Source organism: Parabacteroides sp. AF48-14 (assembly GCF_003477465.1).
Lineage (GTDB): Bacteria > Bacteroidota > Bacteroidia > Bacteroidales > Tannerellaceae > Parabacteroides > Parabacteroides acidifaciens.
On record NZ_QUDI01000036.1, the window covers coordinates 1 to 19,556 of the forward strand.

The window sequence follows — 19,556 nt, forward strand, 5'->3', positions numbered from 1 at the left end:
AAACAAAGACAAAGCTCTGGACGACCGGAACGCCGCCGCAGTCAATCGATGTGCCAATCAGTTGGGCAATGAAGTATTTGCCATACTTGGAAATCTATGCTAAACGTACCTACGACCGCCGCGCAAGCAACGAGGCCGCCGCTTATGCCGCTACGTCGGAAGCTGAATTGGCTCAAATCGACGTAAAGGCGAACTATCCGCATTTCTTGACTTTTGAACTCAATTTAGACCTGGGCGTATGAAACGGCGATTGATGTTAGAAAATAAGAGAAAGACACTACTGTTGCTTCATTTTGATGGTAATTTTAATGATGCGACAGGCAATTTCGTATTGAATAATACAGGTGCTGTTATTAATACAAGCAATAAGAAATTTGGGACAGGTGGGGCTTATTTTCGCAATGGCTATCTTTATTTTACCGATAAACAATGGTTTGCAGATTTGTTGGCATCCGGAAACTATACTATTGATTTTTGGATGAAACTTACATTTGTTATTGACACTCATGAGGAACCATTTTCTGATGATTACAATAGAGACACAACAGGATTCATGATCAACCTTGAGCAAGGAATAAATGAAAATTTCATCCGATATGGGAATTATTCCTCATTTGTGTCTTATAATTTCTTGAATTATTACAAGAATGATGGTTCTTGGAATCATATTGCCATAACATGTAAAGATGGATATACTCGAATTTTCATAAATGGTGTATTATTCTCCTCAAAAAGCAGCTATTCGCCTTATTTAAAGAATCATAAATTATGCATCGGGGGTAGAGATGGTGGTGATGGCAACTGTAAAGGTTATTATGACGAGTTTAGAATATCGAATGTAGCCAGATGGACATCTGATTTTATTCCACCCACAGAACAATATAAAGTAGATTAATATGGAAACAACAATCAAATCAAACAAATCCGACCTGCTGACCCTGTTGGCAGTCGTCTCCTGCGCTCTCATCATGGCAGCGCAATCAATCAGTGTACCTCACTACTTCCCGACCTCTAAAATCGAAGAGGGCGAAGTTGTAGTGCGTAACGATAGTGTGACAACGGTGATCATCCCGGATATAAGGTAATAGTTCAAATCCCAAAAATAGTGAGTCATGAAGAGACGGGCGATATTAGGAGGTAAAACAGATTGGAGTAAAGCCCAAGTCGGAGATATCGTTTACCTGACTAACAATAGGCTGATGTATTCAACTCTTTCGCAATGGAATATATCGAAAGGAACGGCTATAGGAATTGTGGCGTACATACAAGGTAACACTATAGGAGTAATGGCCTTGAATATCCAAACGGGCATGAAATGGGGCGGTTATGGAACATTAGTCTCTGGATGTACAACTACCTCGTCAAGATCAACCGCTGGTAATGATTTCGCTGGTTACAGTAATACAAAAGCGATTGTCAACGCCCTTGGCAATGCCTCTAATTATGCAGCTGGCTATTGTTGGAATTATGGACTTGCTGGTCAGCAGTGGTATCTACCTGGAGGCGGGGAAGTACTTGCTGCGCTATCACAAAAGAATGTGATCAATCCATCTATAGCAGCAGTCGGAGGTGTACAAATGGAAAACTATTATAATAGTTTATGGCGAAACATTCAAACGTCTACTCAATATAGCTCTACGAATATGTGGATATATCGGTATTACTTTTCAAGACTTGATGCAGACTATCACAAGGATTACTACGCTAATTCGGATGTAACTTGGATGGTGAGGCCATTTTTTCAAATAACAAAATAGCTCATATCTGTTTCCTGTTCAAACACCTTCCAGAGGCGGCTCTGACGGAGGCGGAGATGGTGGATATGGAAATGATAACACTATACAAAATAGAGGGCTCCCTGGAACAGTCTTTGGTGCCGGCGGCGGTGGAGCAGCCTTCAGTTCAAGTCATGATGATTCTATTGGAGGAGATGGATGTCAAGGAGCGATAATAATATATATAGAATAATAGGCTTCGGCCATAAAATAAAAGAACATGATATTATGACAACATTAGTAATCTTATTTATCATAGTGATAGCGGGCTATACGTCTGCAGTGTGTATCAAAACGAAAGGTATTCCCTATTCTATTAGTGCAACTTACTATACTTTGGAACATAAGCTGATATTTGGTGCTTGTATGACTCTGGCCGCGATGTTCCTGTTCCCTGTAATCTGGCTTTAAGTACAACGTTCGCAATGAAGTTGCTGGCAATTGTAGCTTGCGCCGGCTTACTTGGCGTAGGTCTTGCCCCAGACTTTAAAAATGAGTGGATAAATAAAGTACATTGTACTTCGGCAGCCGTAATGCTGATCTGTTCGCAGGTATGGATTGCGCTTACTCCATTCTGGTGGGTATTAATGCCAGTCTGGGCAGTATATATAATTTATACAATTTGGTACATGATACGGCATGTTTCACAAACTCTCATTATAGACTTTATCCGTACACGTCCGATGTTCTGGGTAGAGATAGCTTCTTTAACAGCTTTAATCACAACAGTAATAGTATTGATACATGATTATATACGATAAAAATAATGCGATTATCCTTGATATTCAGGCTGATGATACAAGTTATCGCTACCGGGCCATCAAGCAAGGAGATAAAGTCTATCTTTACTTTTCTCTAACAGAGCATATCGAAATTCCTACCTATAGTTATATAGATTTCCAAGGACAACGCTATACACTCTGGAAACCGGAAAACTTGACCAAACATGGAGAGCGCAACCTGGAATATACCGTCGTGTTTGATGGTTGGTGGGAATTGCTGAACCGGACGAAATACAAGCTACTCTCCGGCAAGCCTCATAAATTGAAGTTTCCACTGACAGCTAAACCGCGTATGTTCATGCAACTTCTTATCGACAACTTGAATCTGCATGACAGTGGTTGGACGCTGGGAACCTGTATCGATGCAAGCGAGAAGGCTTTGGCATTTAATCATGAATCTTGTATGGAAGTCATTAACCGGTTTGCTGATGAATGGAACACAGAGTTCGAATTTGTCGGTAAAACGGTGAACTTCGGTAAAGTTGAACGTTTTAAGGATGATCCACTTCCGCTGTCATACGGTAAAGGTAATGGTTTTAAAATAGGCCTTGGCCGCCAAAACCAGGGCGAGAAAGCCCCTGTTACTATATTATATGTACAAGGTGGAGATCGGAATATTGATGTGGCAGCTTACGGAAGTTCTACCTTATTATTGCCAAAAAGCCAAGAACTGGAGTATCAGGCAGACGCTATAAGACTGATGCCGATGGTATGTTTATCACACGTGCCGATAGGGAACTAATAGATCACAATGAGGACGGATACGATGCTTCCAATATTTATCCGTCACGCGTAGGAACGATCAGTGAAGTCATTGTGGTAGATGCTGAGAAGAATTTTTACGACATCAAAGACAACACTATTCCAGATGTCTTAGATTATTCCCAATGTCGAATTGCGGGAGAAAAAGCAACGATCATCTTCCAAAGTGGAATCATGACCGGAAAGGAATTTGATCTTGAACAAACAGATGATGCCTTGACTGGCTATGTCCATACAGAGCGCAGATTTAAAATTGTTCCGCAAGAAATTGATGGTACAATCATGCCCAATGAAACATTCAAGCCTGCCGTTGGTGACACATATGCCATTTTCAACATATCGCTTCCTGATGCCTATGTTTGTGACAATAAAAGTAAATCCGGGGCATCATGGAGATGTTCCGTGAAGCTGTCCAATACATGTATGAGAATGAAGAAGAGAGTTTCTCCTTTAAAGGGGAATTAGACGGGATATGGGCGAAAAAGAAATGGCTGGAAATCGGCGGAAAACTACAACCTGGCAGTTATATACTATTTAGCGATACACAGTTCCAACCAGACGGTCTACCGATCCGGATCACTGGTATAAAGGACTATATCAACAATCCCCATAGCCCGGAATTGGAACTGTCAAACACACCCGTTGCCGGCTTTCTGTCTTCCGATCTCGGTAAACTTGAAGGTAATGAGGTAAAGGAGGAAGAACGGCATAATAATGTCTTGTCTTTTACTAAACGCCGTTATCGCGATGCTGTTGAAGCATTGTCCATGCTGGAAGCCGCCATATCTGGATTCAGTGCTGCTATCAACCCGATCACGATCCAGACGATGGCGATGCTGGTCGGTGACGAAAGCCTTCAGTTTCGTTTCGTCAACAGCAAGACAAATCCGTCGGAAATATATCCTGATTTTAAATACAATCAGCAAACAAAGGTTTTTACTATTCCGGCAGGAATATTGCAGCACATGACACTTGGAGTATCTAAATTGTCCTCTTCTCATACCGCATCTGAATATAAATACTGGAACATGTCGGCTTACGTGTCACCGCCTTTGGACGAAACTAATGCGATGTATCTCTATTCTAAATGCAGTAAGTCCGGAACAACAGGATCATTCCTATTAAGCAAGACTCCCTATAAGATGGACCCAGGCGATGGGTATTATTACTTCTTGACAGGGGCTTTATCAAGTGAATACGAGAGTGAACGGAGTTTTGTCACAGTTTATGGTTTTACCGAAATCCTACCGGGACGCATAACAGTAGGCATGATTGTGAGTCCGGATGGACAGACCTATTTCAATGTTGCACAAGGAGAGTTCGGGGGAAAGTTCGTATTCAAGTCCGCGTCTGGCTATAATAATATTACCGACAAGCCTGACCTGTCCGTCTATGGAACGAAAGACTTGCTTAATTCAGTCAAAGACAATCTCCAGAACCAAATAGATGGAAAGATCGATACCTACTACCAATCGTCCAATCCCTGGAATAGCTGGCCGTCCGGGACGGAACCCGAACACGTCGGGGATATGTGGTATAACACATCGACCGGAGTCTTGCAAACGTATGTTGGTCCATCTTCCAACGTTTGGCGGGAAATCGTCGATCCGGCAGCAGTCGCAGCAGCCAGAGCTATAGCAGAAGCCGCCGACGTGAAAGCAGACAGTAAACGTCGTGTATTCACATCAACCCCACGTCCTCCGTACGACGTGGGTGACCAGTGGATCACGTATGGGACGGCTGGAAGCAGCATGTTCATCTGCAAGACATCTCGGTCCGCAGGATCAAGCTACAACCCTTCGGATTGGCAAAAAGCCGATATCGATGGTAATACACAAGTCGCAATCGACCGTGGCATAGTGACGGCTTTAGGATTCCTTACGTTTGGGTCAACCGCCGGGATGCGCGCCGATGGACCGATCCGGCTCTGGTGTGGTGGGACGAAAGACAACCCGACATTTCAAGTCTCTAACGCTGGAGAGGTGATTGCAAAAACGGCTATTCGCCTACAGAATAACATGGCCGGACTTACAGGAGTTGGTACAGCCGCAACCTCTGTCCGTTTCTGGGCTGGTAGCTCGACTCCTGAAAGCGCCCCGTTCCGAGTTACGCAAAACGGTATGGCTTATATGACAGGTGGCAGGATTGGCTACTTTGAGATAATCAACAATCGCCTGGTATGGGAAGGACGCGACTATTTTGGAGATACATCCCGTACCATTAAGCTTGGATATGGTAATAATAATGATGGTTTGTTGGATGTTGCATTCGGAGCTTCTACGCAAGGTAGATTTGGCGTGAAAGCGGTTGGGCGTGCTCCTGGGTCAGCGGCAATCTACGGTTCCAGTAAAACGTCTCCTTCTTATCCTGCGGGAGATACCGTTTGGGCTGGATGGTTTGACGGCTATATCTACTCGGATGGTTACTTTACCAAAAGCCCGAAAGGTAATATCAGAGGTGGATTGAAAGGTGCATATCGTATTAACAATAGTGACACTTGGTTTGTATTTGATAATGGTATTTGTGTCGCATGCTCTTATCCAAGGTCAGTTGATCTGGATACTGATAAATTTTAAAAATCTCATAGACGGAAAAAGATATGAACTTAACATTAAAAGACCGAGTATTAATACTCAACACCGTGTTACCACAGTTTGACACGAGAAAAAACATGGAACTGAAAATATCGATTGATCGTAAGATTTCCATTTCGGAAGTTGATCAGAAACGAATTGTTGTTAAAGACTTGGGAGGTGGCCAGATAAATATCGGCTTTACTGACGCATCTGCCATTTCAGACGAAACAAGTATTGAACTAACGGATGAAGAGCTTGCATACCTCAAAGAACGTATTGAGTTCATAGATCAAAACGGTATGTTCTCGGAATTTACAATGCCGACGTATGTAAAAATTCTGGATGAACCGCTAAAGGAAGAAACCCCTACTGAGTAAGTAGAATGTCTATTAATAAAATGGCGTTTAAACAGACTTTGCACGATGTTTAAGCGCCATTTTATTTTTGTACTTTTCGTTCCAAAAAGTTGTACCCGTCGTTTTGCCAATTATACAGTTCTTTCAGGATCGGAGACACACGCTTGCAAGGCCCACACCAGTCTGCATAGAAATCTATAATTGCAGGTTTGTTTCCCTCATACACCCATTGCGTCTGATTCTTTTCGTAATTATATACTTTCGTCAGAAAGTCCGCCTTATTTAAGACAACCACTTCCCCCGATGCAGCCGCCTTTTCTGTTTCATTCTTTTCAGGTTTTGCAGACATGGAACAACTAACCAAAATCAGCGCCATAGCCACCATCAATAGACTTTTCAAATTTCTCATATAAACCTCGTTACTATATTTAATTATTACTACCTACAAAAATAACAATAAAAAACCACAAACGTTCAATCCCTGTGGTTAAAAGAAAAGTATGAGCTCATAAATAAAAAATATCAGCGCAAAAAATAGGATATTCCAAAATAATCACTACCTTTGCACCGCAATAGAAAAAAAAAATACTGTTGCAAAATATATTGGAGAGATGGCAGAGTGGTCGATTGCGGCGGTCTTGAAAACCGTTGAACCGAGAGGTTCCGGGGGTTCGAATCCCTCTTTCTCCGCAAAACAAAAATCGGAAGGCCTGCAGATTAATCGTTTGCAGGCTTTTCTATTTTTCAGGAATCTTATCAAAAAGACTGCTGTTCAATTTTAGTAATACATTTCTGGAATCGAAATATTCAATTCAGCATGCAGCACACCGCTTTTTTCTACCAAGCGCACTTTCTTTTCCTTGACTAACCATCCTAAAGCCAAACAAACCAAAGACTCTTGACGATGAGTCATCTCACCTATCTTTTCAACAGAGAGAGTCTTTCTTTCCGATAACAAAGACCAGATCTGACCGGCCTCTGAAACAACATCGTTCTTGTTCATAATACTTTGCTTTTAAATGTAAATTATTCCTCACCATTTCTTAAGAAAGCCAAATACTTTTCGCTTTAAAAATTGAACAATTCTACACCCAAAATAGTTCTATAAAACTGTGTAAATCAACATTAAAATGAAGAAAAAAGGATTAACGCCTTACAAATCTTCGTCTCCATAAAACAAAATCTTTGTATCTGTTGTTCTAAATAAAACCAAACATCAATTAAAACAAATACATGATGGAAGATTATGAACTTATAGACAACACCGAAGAGAAACAATTTGAGTTTCATATCGGCAAGTACAAACCGCTGATCGAATATATCATATCGAAGAACGGCGAGATCTACTTGACCCACACGGAAGTTCCGATAGAACTGGAAGGGAAAGGTGTCGGTAGCCAATTGGTAAAAAAAGTACTCACGGAAATAGAGAAACGGAAACTCCGTCTGGTTCCGATGTGTCCTTTTGTAGCCGGGTACATACAAAAGCACCCGGAATGGAAAAGTTTAATTATGAGAGGTATTAATATAGGGTAATAAGAAAAAGAGTATGGGAAAAATTCATGAGTATTCAAATGGTGAACTCACCATTGTCTGGCAACCTGACCTTTGCCAGCACGCCGGGATCTGCGTTAAGATGTTACCGAAGGTGTATAACCCCAAAGAACGTCCCTGGATCAAAATTGAAAATGCGACAACCGAAGAACTGATCAACCAGATCGGGAAATGTCCTTCGGGCGCATTAAGCTACAAGCTGGATAAAAAAGAGGAGTAGCAATTACTCCTCCTGCATCCCTTCCAGATAACGCTCGGGAGCCAGCCCCATGCGCTGGAGAAAACCAGCCAGGGCACTGTAAGTCAAATTGTTCTCCGCCCGGTTCTGCAAAGCAATCTGACGGAGACAATCGAATGGTATCGTATAGTCGACATAAGGGACCAGATCGCCATCCGTAAAATCATATCCGGCATTAACCGGATCGCAAAACTGCACGATCCGCCACTCCTGTTCGGATGCAAAACAAGGTTCCCGTACTTCGAGACAGGCATTACAAAGCATCGAAAAGAGGCGGGAATCCCGCGTAAACCCGGTATGTTCTTCGTCGTAAAAGAATTTATCGTACTCCCGTTCCATCTGCGAGACAAAAGTCTTCAAATTTTCTTCCTCATTATATTTACACTGAAGCAAATATTTGTCGTCAGACAAACTATATTCTCCTATCGCACCATAATCGAAAGTCAACCGCAGATACGGACTCTTTCCCTGTTTCAACCCTGAAGGTATTTCCGGACTCTGATATACAGGAAGGGCATACATTTCCATTTCCGGCCCGATCAGCATCCGGCGGTTTGTCCTGAAAAAAGGAATTTCACGCTTACTATGCTCCGCGCCGATTCCTTTTTGCTCTTCATACAAAACGATTGCACGACGAAGAAGAGACAGGCCATAGCCTATTTCCTGCTCCGGCAAACGATACATCAAATTAGGAACCCGAAGGCTGAAAGAACAGGGTGTCTGGGAAAGTTGGCATCCCCGGACAAAGGATTCTACTGAAACATAGGAATATAAATCCATCTTTTATATTTTTTTTCGAGGTCAAATATACGGATTATATAAGAGATTATCTATCTTTGTTTAAACATTTATAAACTACATAAAACCAATTGAACAAAATGAAACGTCGTGATTTCTTAAAGACCAGTGTTGTAGCAGGTGCTGCTTTATCTTTGAATTTTGAAGGACTACAGGCTGCCCTTTCGTCTAATACTGTTGCAGTAGAACAGGCCCCGGACTTGGTCGCAGTGATGGGTGGAGAGCCAGAAGTAATGCTCGACAAAGCATTAGAAGCTCTTGGTGGCATTAATAAATATATCAAAAAAGGACAAAAAGTAGTTATCAAACCAAATATCGGATGGGACCGTACGCCTGAATTGGCAGGAAATACAAATCCTCAACTGATAAAAGCGCTCGTAAAGAAATGCTTCGAAGCGGGAGCGGAAAAGGTAACCGTATTCGATCATACCTGCGACAACTGGCAGAAATGCTACGAAACAAGCGGTATTGCTGCAGCCGTAAAAGAAGCCGGCGGTATCATCATGCCGGGCAACGACGAAAAGTATTTCAAAGAAGTGGCCATCCCCGGAGGTGTAACACTGAAAAATGCCAAGATACATGAATCACTGATCGAAGCAGACGCTTGGATCAACGTTCCTATCTTGAAAAATCACGGAGGGGCCAAACTCTCATGCGCGATGAAAAACATGATGGGTATCGTATGGGACCGTCGTTTCTTCCACCAGAACGATTTGCAGCAATGTATCGCCGATATCTGTACCTGGCAGAAAAAACCGGTTCTGCACATCGTAGACGCTTACCGCATGATGCACCAGAACGGTCCGCAAGGAAAAAGCGCAGCCGACGTGGCTACCTTGAAATCAATGATCGTATCTCCTAACATTGTTGCTGCTGATACGGCTGCCCTCGCGTTGTTCAACCAGGTGAAAAAGTTAGATATGGATGCAGTTGGGCACTTGGGCAAAGGTGAAGAGTTGAAATTAGGTTCTACCGATCTGAAAAAAATAAACATCAAACGTATTAAGATCTGATGAAGAAACCGAATTATCTAAAAGGATTGAGGGTACTGCTCGCAATCCTGTTTTTCGTACCCATACTTCTGTTCTTTGTCGATTTCTCTGGAGTTTTACCGGGCGACATACACAAGTTGCTGCATCTGCAACTGATGCCGGCGCTGTTGGGCGGAATGATCGGGCTCATCGTGTTCCATTTCCTGCTGGCGCTGGTATTCGGACGTATTTATTGCTCTGTGATATGTCCGGCAGGAGTATTGCAGGACATCATCAACCGTCTGTTCTGCATCGGGAAGAAGAAGAAAAAAGGTATCCGGCGTTTTGCCTATCATAAACCAATGAACTGGTTACGTTACATTCTGTTAGCAATTACAGCTATTATGGCGGTACTTGGTTTCAGCGGATTATGCCTGTTACTGGATCCGTATAGCAATTTCGGACGTATAGCAGCCAGCCTGTTCCGTCCCGTCGTGATGTGGGGCAACAATATTGCAGCCGACCTGCTGATGAAAATGGACAACTATTCTTTGTTCCATGTGACGATCAGCACTGTTACGGTATCCGGTCTGATAGCGGCAAGTATCGCACTAATCGTATTTATTGTGATGACAGTCTTTCGCGGACGGCTGTTCTGCAACACGATCTGTCCTGTGGGAGCACTGTTGAGCATCTTCTCGCGCTACTCGCTTTTCCGTATCTCTTTCGATAAAGGAAGCTGTACACATTGCGGAAACTGCGAACATACCTGCAAGGCGGAAGCGATCGACAGCAAAAGCCTGACGGTCGACACATCCCGTTGCGTGGACTGTTTCAACTGCGTATCATCCTGCGCAAAAAGCGGGTTGCAATATCGCCTGCAACTTCCGGGAAAGAAACAGGAAGGAGCAACCGCTGACGTCTTGGCTGCACAATCGTCACCGATCGAACAGCCTTCGGCAGCCAACAGCCGCCGTACATTCCTGGCGACAGGTGCGACAATAGCCGCTTCCCTGCCTATCGTATCGGCCATTGCCGAAGAAGCGGGAAAAGGTAAAAAACACAGAAAAGGCGGAAAGAAATGGCCGCCCCTCACCCCGCCGGGTTCTATCAGCCTGGAACGTTTCAAAGACAAATGTACGGGATGCCAGATATGTGTAGTCCGCTGTCCAAGCCAGGTGCTCCGTCCTACAGGACTGGAATACGGTTTGGATTATATGCTGAAACCACGCCTCGCCTACATCAGCAGTTATTGCAACTATGAATGTACGGTATGTTCCGATGTATGCCCGACAGGTGCGATCAAACCGCTGACCGTTGAAGAGAAAGTCACGACTCAGGTCGGCATCGCCACCTTCTTCAAAGGCCGTTGTGTCGTGAACACGGAAGAAAAAGACTGTGGCGCCTGTGCGGAACACTGTCCGACTCAGGCCGTGCATATGGTTCCCTACAAAGGGACGTTGACGATTCCGCAGATCAATCCGGATCTTTGTATCGGATGTGGCGGATGCGAATCGATTTGTCCGGTCCGTCCGATGCGTGCGATTATCGTCAAGTCGAATGTGGAACATAAATATGTCGAAAAGCCGAAAGAAGAAGAGGTAAAAGAGGTCGAAATTGACGATTTCGGGTTCTGACGATGGAATATTTTCATAAATCAGTATATTACGAAGCCTCGCTTGCGAAAGTGAGGCTTTTTCATTATGTTTGCCACACATTGAATAGTAAACCATAAATTCCATTCGTCATGAAAGTATGTAGTTTTGCCTTATTTGTCTTATTGTTTTTCTGTATCTCTTGTGACAATGAAGAAATCACGTATGCAGATTGTAAAATTGTCTTTGAAGGCGACACAACAACTTTCAAGAATATCGGAGAAAAACGCACCTTCACCATCTCTGCATTAAAGCAGAAATATGCGGATGGGATTGCTACCGACCAGTGGGTTCCGGTTTCGGAATCCGGAATATCCGCTACAATTAAGTCGGATGAATTCAAACTCACCACCTCTTCTGCCGCATTATTCGACATCAGTGTAGAAGAAAACCAGGCAGACACTCTGGTGCAGGCCTCTCTTCTTGTTTCCGTCCTTGACGGGGCTGTGACAAAAACAGAAGAAATAGCGCTAAAACAATCCGCCTCCGAAATCTCATATATATACAAAATCGAATCCGAACAGAACCCCTTCATAATCCCCAAAGAAGGAGGTGAATTTTTCATTCCTTTTACGTGCCAATGCAAGCGTACAGTTAATGGAAAGGAAAAGGATTGGGAATATTCGGATATGAAAAGATTGAGATATGTCGCTTATGTCAATAGCGGATTCGTTCGTGATGCCAAAGGGGAGCAGGTCCGTTCACACCGGTTCGAAGCGAAGAGTACGGATAAACGGGGGCACTATAACCTCCATATCATTGCTGCCGGTCCTTTCTACCTGGGGAAGAATACGAATTTCGAAATGTACTATACGATCCGAAACCAGATTTTTGAAGGAAAAGAGGAAATCTACCTCTATCAAACATTCTCGCAGGAGCAGGACCCCACAATTGAAGCATCTTTCCCCCTACCTGTCTCCAATTCGGGCCCGCTGAATATATGATCGGATTATCTTTCCCGCAAACTCTTTTTTCTTAGAAGAATTATGAGTTTCTTTGCAGTATGAAATTCGAATTACAACATAACGACACAAAATCAAATGCAAGGGCGGGTCTGATTACCACTGATCATGGAGTAATTGAAACGCCTATTTTTATGCCGGTCGGGACACAAGGCACCGTTAAAGGGGTGCATATGACCGAGTTGGAAGAAGATATCAACGCACAAATTATTTTAGGAAATACATACCATCTGTATCTCCGTCCCGGGTTGGAAATACTGGAACAAGCCGGTGGCCTGCATAAGTTCAATACATGGAACCGCCCGATCTTGACCGACAGTGGAGGTTTTCAGGTGTTCTCACTATCCGAAAACCGTAAACTGCATGAGGAAGGCGCAATGTTCCGTTCGCATATCGACGGCTCCAAACATATGTTTACGCCCGAGAAAGTAATGGATATCCAACGGATTATCGGAGCAGATATCATTATGGCTTTTGACGAGTGTTGCCCCGGCGATGCAGACTATGATTATGCAAAGAAATCGCTCGGCCTGACGGAACGCTGGCTGGATCGTTGCTTCGAGCGTTTCAACTCGACAGAACCGAAATACGGCTACCGGCAGAGCCTCTTCCCGATCGTACAGGGCTGTGTCTATCCGGATCTGCGCCGGGAAGCAGCCGAAAACGTTGCCCGCAAAGAAGCCGACGGCAATGCAATCGGCGGACTGGCAGTGGGTGAACCGACTGAAAAGATGTATGAGATGATCGAGGTTGTCAACGAAATCCTACCGAAAGACAAACCCCGCTACCTGATGGGGGTCGGTACACCGATCAACATCCTCGAATCGATCGAACGGGGTGTTGATATGTTCGACTGTATCATGCCGACACGCAACGGACGCAACGGGCAACTGTTTACCCGTTTCGGTACGATCAACATGCGTAATAAGAAATGGGAGAACGACTTCTCTCCTATCGACCCGGATGCACATTCGGCAATCGACACACGCTACAGCAAGGCTTACCTGCATCACCTGATCAAGGTGAACGAGATGCTGGGGCTGCAACTGGCTTCCATCCATAATCTTGCGTTTTACTTGTGGCTCGTCAAAGAGGCGCGTAAACATATTATTGCCGGCGATTTCACCACTTGGAAAAGTGAAATGGTCCGCCAATTATCAAACCGGTTATAAGAAAGCTGTCACATGAAATTCAAACTGAAACGGATAGACTGGTACATCATCAAGCAGTTTCTGGGCACATACGTCTTTGCTATTGCCCTGATTATCGCTATCTCGGTTGTGTTCGACATAAATGAGAAGATCGACAAGTTCCTGAGTCCGGACGTACCGCTGAAAGCGATCGTCTTCGACTATTACATGAACTTCATTCCCTACTTCGCGAACCTGTTCAGTCCGCTGTTCACCTTCATCGCGGTAATCTTTTTCACGTCGAAACTGGCGGACAACTCGGAGATCATCGCAATGCTGGCAAGCGGGATGAGTTTCCGGCGGTTGATGTTGCCGTATGCTATTTCGGCAGGGATCATCGCGCTCAGTACCTTCGTCCTGAATGCATATATCATCCCTCCGGCCAATGAAACGCGTATCGATTTCCAGAACACATACATCAAAAACAAAAAAGTAGATTATGTCCGTTCCGCCCAGTTGGAGATAGAACCGGGTGTAATTGCCTATTTCGACCGCTATGACGCACGTTCGGGTATGGGCTACCGTTTTTCCTTAGAGCATTTTGAGGATAAGAAGATGATTTCACGTTTGACAGCAAAGTCCATCAAATACGATTCGCTTTATAATTGGACGGTAATCGACTACATGATCCGCGATTTCGACGGCATGCGCGAACACATCACCCAGGGTAGCCGTATGGATACGACACTAACGATCGTTCCCTCTGACTTCCTGATCTCCGTGAATGACTGCGAAACGATGACTTCGCCCGAACTATCGACCTATATCGACCGCCAAAAGAAGCGGGGTATCGGAAACATACAGACGTTCCAGATCGAATATCACAAACGATATGCTGCGATTATGGCGGCTTTCATCCTGACCTCCATAGGAGCCTCTCTTTCCTCGCGCAAGATCAAAGGCGGCATGGGGTTGAATATCGGTATCGGACTGGCGTTAAGCTTCTCCTATATCCTCTTTACCACTGTCACCTCGACCTTCGCCATCAACGGCAACCTCAGCCCTGCCATGGCAGCCTGGATTCCGAATATATTATACACGTTCATCGCTATTTATTTGTATCAGAAGGCGCCGAGGTAAAGATGGCAGGAGAGAAAAAGGAATGCTTGTTGGGTGAAGTTCAAATTAAATCCTCAATAATAAGCTCTATTACTCTATAGAGCTGAGGTATTTCATTTCGGAGAGTTGCAACTACAATTGTCGCATCAATATCAAAATAATGATGCACAATAATATCCCTCATGCCCATGATATCTTTCCAATTGATTTCAGGATAGTTTTCTAATAAACTCTTATTTGTTATCTTATCCAAGTTTTTAACACTTTCCCCAACAGCAACCAGCTTCATGCAAACACTATCTAAAAGAATCATCCCAACTTCACTTGCATAAAAGTCATCGACTGTATTGATATGGGATGTTCGCCTCATAACAGTTAATAAAGTTTCCTTTATTAATTCGAGAGTATCAACAGCTAAATCTTTATCAAATGTATACGCCATCTTGTTCTATTCTTTTACGAAGCAAATGATTCATGCGGTCTCTCAAGCGTACAATATCCACCTTACAACCTAATAGTTCTTCCAATTCATTTTTCAGATGCGATAATGCAAACAATCCAGATAATTCCCCTTCATAGTATATATCAACATCGCTACCTTCTACCTGCTCTTCTCTCGCGGCAGACCCAAATATTCCCATCCTCAAAATACCATACTGGCTGGCATGGCGTATTTTGAAGTCCTTTAATATTTGTATGATTTCTTGCGTTGTTTTCATATACGATATATTTTTACTATACTACATTGCAAATATATGGATTATTTTGACACACAAAACCTTTACTGATTCTAATTTCTCCCCAAAGGGTGAGGCAAAAAAAGTAACGCCGGCTGAATCCGAAGAGACAGCCGGCGTCATTAAAATAAATATTTCAGATCAAAATACTGATCAACGAACAAACTTCACAGACTGGCTAACGCCATTTTCAGTTACGACAATTATATAAATACCTTTTGCCAAAGAAGAGGTAGAGATGTAAGCGTTATCACCGGAAACAGTTCCGTTAACAAGAGTTGCACCCGTCATATTGATAATGCGATAGGTTGCTTTTCCGTTGTTGGCGATATACAAGCCACCTTCTACAGGCGTTACTTTCAGATCGCTTACAGCGATATTATCATTACTTGTAACAATTCCTAAAGCATTCGATTTGAAATAAGCACTGGCAATCGAAACTGGTGAGCCTTCCGGAATTACGTCGACTTTAATGATTTCGCTTGTCATGTCGGCTGTTGCATTAACAGTCATATTCGTGACGGTCTGAGCATGTGTTGTTTCATCATATGCATACGATTTGATATTCATTTCGGCAACAGCGTTTGTTCCGACGATAGCCGGAGTCACTTCGACGTCCATCACCGGAAGTTTTTCATCAGCGGTAATCACGCCGTCTCCATTCATATCCTGGTTTGTCTCTACAAGCATTCTGTAGGGGGCAACCTTACCTTCTGTTGCCAGTTCGGTAACAACGCGGTTAATGACAGAACGTACGGCAGACTTCGTATCTTTCAAAGTCAGATCCTTCGTATTATCGGTCATCGTAACGATTGTTGAATTGGCCAACTTAGCATCATTCCTATCAGCAGAGCTATATACCATATTATCGATCGTCAGCACCAGATCCTGGTCCTTCTGTTCCATCTTGAACATAAGATCGCGCCATCCTTTAGCCTGTGCGTTTTCGTAAGAAGTAAGCCCGATGGATTTAATCGGCATCTGCTGATTGCTGAAATCAAGAGCAACGGCAGCATCTCCCATCGGGATTCTCTGTGCAGTAGGATCTGCTTCAAGAATACCGTAGAGCGACATAGGGATTGCACCGGTAAAGAAGCCGGCAGGATTCATCGTTACCAGGAAATCCATAGCCGGCGTCTCAGGCTGTCCAGGCTCGGCCGGTGACAACATTCCCATAAGGCTCTCATTCCTTCCTGGATATCCAACGATGCCTCAAGCAAAGAAGTCGTCGGATTCTGGATCATGGAGTATTCCAACAACGGCGTAGCAGCACCTCCTAACAAAGACATTGTCATAGTCATTGTAAACGGAGCCAAATCGCCATCTTTACCAGTGGTTGTGATATTAATCTCTGCCAATGCCCCAGCTTTGATAGTACCCGGCAGCTCGATCTTTAAGTCACGTCCTATGAACATACTTACCATTGGAATCGTGGTTGTCTTGAAGTCCGAAAATTCCACTTTCAGTTTCTCCCCAAGTATAGGAGCGATGAAGGCGGGAATACCAGGAATAGCAGCAGTACTAATTATGATACTGTCCACTTGCAACTTGAACGGATCAGTCGCATCTGCCCGTAAACCGCTTTGTGCATTAAAAATAGGCAAACTTCCGATAAAATCGGATGTCAACTGTGGCTGTGCCAATCCTAAGATGTCAAGACCTGCTTGTTCTTTGATCTGTTCGAATACGACAGGCAGAACTTCTTTCTGTATCTGTTTTTTCTGAGCTTCGCTCAACTGCACTGTCTGCGCAGAGGTAGTAAAGGAAGACGCAGCAAGGCATAGCGCCATACTAATCGAAGTAAAAATTTTCTTCATAAAGTCATCTTTTTTAATTAAACATAGAACCTTGTGTTCAAGGTTCGGATTGGTGACAAAACTAAAGAATACTTACAACTTAAGCAACGATAAAAAAGTTAATCTTAATATTTCCGCAAAAACAGCCTGTACAATCTTAAAAATAGACAACTCTGTCCAAACAATATTTCATTAGCAATCAAGCGCTACTGCCCCTTAAATTCAAAAAAGGGAGAATCTTCGCAGAAACTCCCTTTTACCACCATGAAAAATTGCAAAATGAACAAAAAACTATTCTACTACCAACATCTTATCGTTTACGGCAACCTTGTCGCCATCGGCGATGTAGACTTCTTTTACGACACCGTCGATCGGGCTGCGGATCTCATTCTCCATCTTCATGGCGACGAGGACACAGAGCGGAGTGCCTGCCGTCACCTCCTCGCCCGGTTTGACGTGGACGCGGAGGATGACACCCGGCATCTGGGCTGTGATCACCTGGCGTCCGGCAGCCTGCGAGCGGATGCGGGACTGGCGCATCTTCTTCAATTCGTCGATTACCTGGACCTGGAACAGGTCGCCTTTATTCTTCACTTCATACGTGTCGACACCAGTGTTCGAGATCTGTACGCCATGCGATTTATGGTTCAGGATGATGGAATGGATCGTGTCGCCTCCCATGTTATAATCCACCTCGTATATCTTTCCGTTGACGGAGACTTTCTTAACCGGACCGTCTTCCAGGATTTCCACCTTAAACTCGGTATCGGGTATATCGTTTACTGTTGCGAAATAAGTCGCTAATGCTTTTGCTGACATAATAAATCCTCCTTAATAATTATTGGCAGTCATCTGTAACTTGCCGTAATACTTCCACAGAGATTCGCCTACGAGAGGAACAGTTGTTGCCCGTGCAGCAGCCTCTTTCTCCTGCTCGAAATGTTTGATAGCGGCAGCGATCACGGCTACAAGCGGGTCATTGTTCTGGCGGCGTTTCAGGTCTTCCTTGTCGAACTTGGTATCGATGAAGGTCGTGTCGTAGTTGCCGGAAAGGAATGTCTCGTTATGCAGCACACGCTGGTGGAACGGAATGGTCGTCTTGATTCCCAAAATCTTATATTCACGGAGGGCACGCACCATATTGGAGATCGCCGACTCGCGGTTACGCCCCCAGGCGCATAGCTTGGCGATCATCGGGTCGTAGTGCAGGGATACCTCGAAGCCGGCGTAGGCGGCGCTGTCCAGGCGGACATTACGTCCCTCGGGAGCCTCGCGCACCTTGATGATGCCGGGCGAAGGCATGAAATTGTTCTCCGGGTCTTCGGCATAGATACGGCATTCGATGGCCGCCCCGCGAAACTCGATGTCTTCCTGCTTATAGGGAAGCGGGCTGCCGGATGCGACCAGGATCATGTCGCGCACCAGGTCGACACCGGTGCATTCTTCCGTCACGGAATGTTCGACCTGCAGGCGGGTGTTCATCTCTAAGAAATAGAAATTCTGGTCCTTATCCATCATAAACTCGAGCGTCCCGGCACTGTAATAACCGATCTTGCGGCAGGCTTCGACGGCCACGGCCAACATTTTCTGCCGCGTCTCGTCTTTCACGAAAGGCGAAGGAGCTTCTTCGATCACCTTCTGGTTACGGCGCTGGATCGAGCACTCGCGGTCGTAGAGGTGGATCACGTTCCCATATTTGTCACCCAACACCTGCACCTCGATGTGATGCGGATGCTCGATGTATTTCTCTATATAAATCGCGTCATTGCCAAACGAGTTGGCGGCTTCCGAGCGGGAAAGACGGAAGGCTTCATCCAGCCCCGTTTCATCGCGGACCAGGCGCATTCCCTTTCCACCCCCTCCGGCAAGCGCCTTGAGCATGATCGGGTAACCGACTTCGAGCGCCACACGGCGGGCTTCTTCCAGGCCGGCGACAGGTTCCTCCGTCCCCGGAACGATCGGGACACCGGCAGCGGCCATTATCTTACGGGCTTCCGTCTTGACCCCCATACGGGCGATCACGTCGGCGCTCGGCCCGATAAAAATGACGCCTTCCTCCTCACAACGGCGGGCAAAATCGGCATTCTCCGACAGGAAACCGTAACCCGGATGGATAGCGGCGCCGGTCTTTTTGGCTATCGAGAGGATCAGTTCCGGCTTCAGGTAAGAAGTGTCGGCTGCATCCTCGGAGATGCAGTAGGCTTCTTCTGCATAGCGGACATGCAGGGCACCCCGGTCGACGTGCGTATAAATGGCGACGGTGGGGATATTCATCACGCGGCAGGTACGAAAGATACGCATGGCGATCTCGCCGCGGTTGGCTACTAATACTTTCTTAATCATAA

24 protein-coding genes, 1 tRNA gene and 1 pseudogene are annotated in these 19,556 nt (G+C 44.7%); 17 read left to right on the forward strand and 9 right to left on the reverse strand.

Going from position 1 to position 19,556, the window contains the following annotated elements; translation table 11 throughout:
* The 9 genes from DW083_RS22130 to DW083_RS16020 all read left to right on the forward strand — a co-directional run.
* Positions 1 to 242, forward strand: a 242-nt coding sequence (locus DW083_RS22130) for a hypothetical protein (RefSeq protein WP_158582124.1), incomplete at its 5' end; no start/stop codon positions are given.
* The gene (locus tag DW083_RS15980; RefSeq protein ID WP_122333045.1) at positions 239 to 895 is read left to right on the forward strand and encodes a LamG domain-containing protein; all 657 of its coding nucleotides are present in this window, start codon (positions 239 to 241) and stop codon (positions 893 to 895) included. The genes DW083_RS22130 and DW083_RS15980, both read left to right, overlap by 4 nt.
* A gap of 1 nt (position 896) precedes the next feature.
* Positions 897 to 1,085: a hypothetical protein gene (locus DW083_RS15985; RefSeq protein ID WP_122333046.1), complete on the forward strand. Its 189-nt coding sequence runs from the start codon at positions 897 to 899 to the stop codon at positions 1,083 to 1,085.
* A gap of 27 nt (positions 1,086 to 1,112) precedes the next feature.
* Positions 1,113 to 1,757 carry a hypothetical protein gene (locus tag DW083_RS15990; RefSeq protein ID WP_122333047.1) on the forward strand — a complete coding sequence of 215 codons (645 nt, stop codon included), beginning with the start codon at positions 1,113 to 1,115 and terminating at the stop codon, positions 1,755 to 1,757.
* A 246-nt stretch (positions 1,758 to 2,003) separates the two neighbouring features.
* Entirely contained in the window at positions 2,004 to 2,186 is a 183-nt protein-coding gene (locus tag DW083_RS23030; RefSeq protein ID WP_233552244.1) for a hypothetical protein, read from the forward strand.
* A 333-nt stretch (positions 2,187 to 2,519) separates the two neighbouring features.
* Positions 2,520 to 3,299 (forward strand): hypothetical protein, encoded by a 780-nt coding sequence (locus tag DW083_RS16005; RefSeq protein WP_122333049.1) that lies wholly within the window; start codon positions 2,520 to 2,522, stop codon positions 3,297 to 3,299.
* Positions 3,269 to 3,784 (forward strand): hypothetical protein, encoded by a 516-nt coding sequence (locus DW083_RS16010; protein ID WP_122333050.1) that lies wholly within the window; start codon positions 3,269 to 3,271, stop codon positions 3,782 to 3,784. Before DW083_RS16005 ends, DW083_RS16010 begins: the two co-directional genes overlap by 31 nt.
* A complete protein-coding gene (locus DW083_RS16015) occupies positions 3,709 to 5,895 on the forward strand; it encodes a hypothetical protein (RefSeq protein ID WP_147382148.1) in 2,187 nt (728 codons plus the stop codon). The genes DW083_RS16010 and DW083_RS16015 overlap by 76 nt, the downstream gene beginning before the upstream one ends.
* A gap of 95 nt (positions 5,896 to 5,990) precedes the next feature.
* A complete protein-coding gene (locus tag DW083_RS16020; RefSeq protein WP_233552245.1) occupies positions 5,991 to 6,272 on the forward strand; it encodes a hypothetical protein in 282 nt (93 codons plus the stop codon).
* A gap of 97 nt (positions 6,273 to 6,369) precedes the next feature.
* Here the strand turns inward: DW083_RS16020 and DW083_RS16025 are convergent.
* Positions 6,370 to 6,660, reverse strand: a pseudogene (locus DW083_RS16025) (thioredoxin family protein); the annotation flags it as partial.
* Positions 6,661 to 6,856: 196 nt separating this feature from the next.
* Between DW083_RS16025 and DW083_RS16030 the strand changes: the two are divergent.
* Positions 6,857 to 6,941, forward strand: a tRNA-Ser gene (locus tag DW083_RS16030).
* Positions 6,942 to 7,029: 88 nt separating this feature from the next.
* Here the strand turns inward: DW083_RS16030 and DW083_RS16035 are convergent.
* A complete protein-coding gene (locus DW083_RS16035; RefSeq protein WP_115500505.1) occupies positions 7,030 to 7,254 on the reverse strand; it encodes a winged helix-turn-helix domain-containing protein in 225 nt (74 codons plus the stop codon).
* Between the two features lie 230 nt (positions 7,255 to 7,484).
* On the opposite strand from DW083_RS16035, the gene DW083_RS16040 reads away from it, so the two are divergent.
* Positions 7,485 to 7,787 (forward strand): GNAT family N-acetyltransferase, encoded by a 303-nt coding sequence (locus DW083_RS16040; RefSeq protein WP_199659186.1) that lies wholly within the window; start codon positions 7,485 to 7,487, stop codon positions 7,785 to 7,787.
* Positions 7,788 to 7,800: 13 nt separating this feature from the next.
* A complete protein-coding gene (locus DW083_RS16045) occupies positions 7,801 to 8,025 on the forward strand; it encodes a (4Fe-4S)-binding protein (RefSeq protein ID WP_115500503.1) in 225 nt (74 codons plus the stop codon).
* Between the two features lie 3 nt (positions 8,026 to 8,028).
* Here DW083_RS16045 and DW083_RS16050 read toward each other — a convergent pair whose 3' ends face one another.
* Positions 8,029 to 8,823, reverse strand: a complete 795-nt coding sequence (locus DW083_RS16050; protein ID WP_115500502.1) for a hypothetical protein — start codon at positions 8,821 to 8,823, stop codon at positions 8,029 to 8,031.
* 98 nt (positions 8,824 to 8,921) lie between these two features.
* On the opposite strand from DW083_RS16050, the gene DW083_RS16055 reads away from it, so the two are divergent.
* The 5 genes from DW083_RS16055 (at position 8,922) to DW083_RS16075 (ending at position 14,699) form a co-directional block, all read left to right on the forward strand.
* The gene (locus tag DW083_RS16055) at positions 8,922 to 9,854 is read left to right on the forward strand and encodes a DUF362 domain-containing protein (RefSeq protein WP_122333053.1); all 933 of its coding nucleotides are present in this window, start codon (positions 8,922 to 8,924) and stop codon (positions 9,852 to 9,854) included.
* Positions 9,854 to 11,449: a 4Fe-4S binding protein gene (locus tag DW083_RS16060; RefSeq protein WP_122333054.1), complete on the forward strand. Its 1,596-nt coding sequence runs from the start codon at positions 9,854 to 9,856 to the stop codon at positions 11,447 to 11,449. The genes DW083_RS16055 and DW083_RS16060 overlap by 1 nt, the downstream gene beginning before the upstream one ends.
* A gap of 110 nt (positions 11,450 to 11,559) precedes the next feature.
* Positions 11,560 to 12,411, forward strand: coding sequence for a hypothetical protein (locus DW083_RS16065; protein ID WP_122333055.1), 852 nt, complete (start codon positions 11,560 to 11,562; stop codon positions 12,409 to 12,411).
* Between the two features lie 59 nt (positions 12,412 to 12,470).
* Positions 12,471 to 13,601: a tRNA guanosine(34) transglycosylase Tgt gene (gene tgt / locus DW083_RS16070; RefSeq protein WP_122333056.1), complete on the forward strand. Its 1,131-nt coding sequence runs from the start codon at positions 12,471 to 12,473 to the stop codon at positions 13,599 to 13,601.
* A gap of 12 nt (positions 13,602 to 13,613) precedes the next feature.
* Positions 13,614 to 14,699 carry an LptF/LptG family permease gene (locus DW083_RS16075; protein WP_122333057.1) on the forward strand — a complete coding sequence of 362 codons (1,086 nt, stop codon included), beginning with the start codon at positions 13,614 to 13,616 and terminating at the stop codon, positions 14,697 to 14,699.
* 40 nt (positions 14,700 to 14,739) lie between these two features.
* Here the strand turns inward: DW083_RS16075 and DW083_RS16080 are convergent, their stop codons facing one another.
* The 6 genes from DW083_RS16080 to accC all read right to left on the reverse strand — a co-directional run bounded on the left by DW083_RS16080 (position 14,740) and on the right by accC (position 19,554).
* Complete coding sequence (locus tag DW083_RS16080) at positions 14,740 to 15,120, reverse strand: DUF86 domain-containing protein (RefSeq protein WP_115500496.1); 381 nt, start codon at positions 15,118 to 15,120, stop codon at positions 14,740 to 14,742.
* Positions 15,104 to 15,397 (reverse strand): nucleotidyltransferase family protein, encoded by a 294-nt coding sequence (locus DW083_RS16085; RefSeq protein ID WP_115500495.1) that lies wholly within the window; start codon positions 15,395 to 15,397, stop codon positions 15,104 to 15,106. The genes DW083_RS16080 and DW083_RS16085 overlap by 17 nt, the downstream gene beginning before the upstream one ends.
* A gap of 171 nt (positions 15,398 to 15,568) precedes the next feature.
* Positions 15,569 to 16,591 carry a T9SS type A sorting domain-containing protein gene (locus DW083_RS16090; protein WP_122333058.1) on the reverse strand — a complete coding sequence of 341 codons (1,023 nt, stop codon included), beginning with the start codon at positions 16,589 to 16,591 and terminating at the stop codon, positions 15,569 to 15,571.
* Positions 16,528 to 17,232, reverse strand: a complete 705-nt coding sequence (locus DW083_RS16095; RefSeq protein WP_122333059.1) for a hypothetical protein — start codon at positions 17,230 to 17,232, stop codon at positions 16,528 to 16,530. Before DW083_RS16095 ends, DW083_RS16090 begins: the two co-directional genes overlap by 64 nt.
* Before the next feature lie 270 nt (positions 17,233 to 17,502).
* A complete protein-coding gene (locus DW083_RS16100) occupies positions 17,503 to 18,030 on the reverse strand; it encodes an acetyl-CoA carboxylase biotin carboxyl carrier protein subunit (protein ID WP_122333060.1) in 528 nt (175 codons plus the stop codon).
* Positions 18,031 to 18,042: 12 nt separating this feature from the next.
* The gene (gene accC, locus DW083_RS16105) at positions 18,043 to 19,554 is read right to left on the reverse strand and encodes an acetyl-CoA carboxylase biotin carboxylase subunit (RefSeq protein WP_115500492.1); all 1,512 of its coding nucleotides are present in this window, start codon (positions 19,552 to 19,554) and stop codon (positions 18,043 to 18,045) included.
* Positions 19,555 to 19,556: the final 2 nt, after the last annotated feature.

What these genes read in the sequence shown, in the direction of transcription:
- DW083_RS16075 (WP_122333057.1), top strand. Translation starts at nt 13,614, where the DNA reads ATGAAATTCAAACTGAAACGGATAGACTGGTACATCATCAAGCAGTTT.
- DW083_RS16055 (WP_122333053.1), top strand. Translation starts at nt 8,922, where the DNA reads ATGAAACGTCGTGATTTCTTAAAGACCAGTGTTGTAGCAGGTGCTGCT.
- DW083_RS15985 (WP_122333046.1), top strand. Translation starts at nt 897, where the DNA reads ATGGAAACAACAATCAAATCAAACAAATCCGACCTGCTGACCCTGTTG.
- DW083_RS16065 (WP_122333055.1), top strand. Translation starts at nt 11,560, where the DNA reads ATGAAAGTATGTAGTTTTGCCTTATTTGTCTTATTGTTTTTCTGTATC.
- tgt (WP_122333056.1), top strand. Translation starts at nt 12,471, where the DNA reads ATGAAATTCGAATTACAACATAACGACACAAAATCAAATGCAAGGGCG.
- DW083_RS16040 (WP_199659186.1), top strand. Translation starts at nt 7,485, where the DNA reads ATGATGGAAGATTATGAACTTATAGACAACACCGAAGAGAAACAATTT.
- DW083_RS16080 (WP_115500496.1), bottom strand. Translation starts at nt 15,120, where the DNA reads ATGGCGTATACATTTGATAAAGATTTAGCTGTTGATACTCTCGAATTA.
- accC (WP_115500492.1), bottom strand. Translation starts at nt 19,554, where the DNA reads ATGATTAAGAAAGTATTAGTAGCCAACCGCGGCGAGATCGCCATGCGT.
- DW083_RS16095 (WP_122333059.1), bottom strand. Translation starts at nt 17,232, where the DNA reads ATGAAGAAAATTTTTACTTCGATTAGTATGGCGCTATGCCTTGCTGCG.
- DW083_RS16050 (WP_115500502.1), bottom strand. Translation starts at nt 8,823, where the DNA reads ATGGATTTATATTCCTATGTTTCAGTAGAATCCTTTGTCCGGGGATGC.
- DW083_RS16005 (WP_122333049.1), top strand. Translation starts at nt 2,520, where the DNA reads ATGATTATATACGATAAAAATAATGCGATTATCCTTGATATTCAGGCT.
- DW083_RS16010 (WP_122333050.1), top strand. Translation starts at nt 3,269, where the DNA reads ATGTTTATCACACGTGCCGATAGGGAACTAATAGATCACAATGAGGAC.
- DW083_RS16015 (WP_147382148.1), top strand. Translation starts at nt 3,709, where the DNA reads ATGGAGATGTTCCGTGAAGCTGTCCAATACATGTATGAGAATGAAGAA.
- DW083_RS16090 (WP_122333058.1), bottom strand. Translation starts at nt 16,591, where the DNA reads ATGGGAATGTTGTCACCGGCCGAGCCTGGACAGCCTGAGACGCCGGCT.
- DW083_RS15980 (WP_122333045.1), top strand. Translation starts at nt 239, where the DNA reads ATGAAACGGCGATTGATGTTAGAAAATAAGAGAAAGACACTACTGTTG.
- DW083_RS16100 (WP_122333060.1), bottom strand. Translation starts at nt 18,030, where the DNA reads ATGTCAGCAAAAGCATTAGCGACTTATTTCGCAACAGTAAACGATATA.
- DW083_RS15990 (WP_122333047.1), top strand. Translation starts at nt 1,113, where the DNA reads ATGAAGAGACGGGCGATATTAGGAGGTAAAACAGATTGGAGTAAAGCC.
- DW083_RS16045 (WP_115500503.1), top strand. Translation starts at nt 7,801, where the DNA reads ATGGGAAAAATTCATGAGTATTCAAATGGTGAACTCACCATTGTCTGG.
- DW083_RS16060 (WP_122333054.1), top strand. Translation starts at nt 9,854, where the DNA reads ATGAAGAAACCGAATTATCTAAAAGGATTGAGGGTACTGCTCGCAATC.
- DW083_RS16035 (WP_115500505.1), bottom strand. Translation starts at nt 7,254, where the DNA reads ATGAACAAGAACGATGTTGTTTCAGAGGCCGGTCAGATCTGGTCTTTG.
- DW083_RS23030 (WP_233552244.1), top strand. Translation starts at nt 2,004, where the DNA reads ATGACAACATTAGTAATCTTATTTATCATAGTGATAGCGGGCTATACG.
- DW083_RS16020 (WP_233552245.1), top strand. Translation starts at nt 5,991, where the DNA reads ATGGAACTGAAAATATCGATTGATCGTAAGATTTCCATTTCGGAAGTT.
- DW083_RS16085 (WP_115500495.1), bottom strand. Translation starts at nt 15,397, where the DNA reads ATGAAAACAACGCAAGAAATCATACAAATATTAAAGGACTTCAAAATA.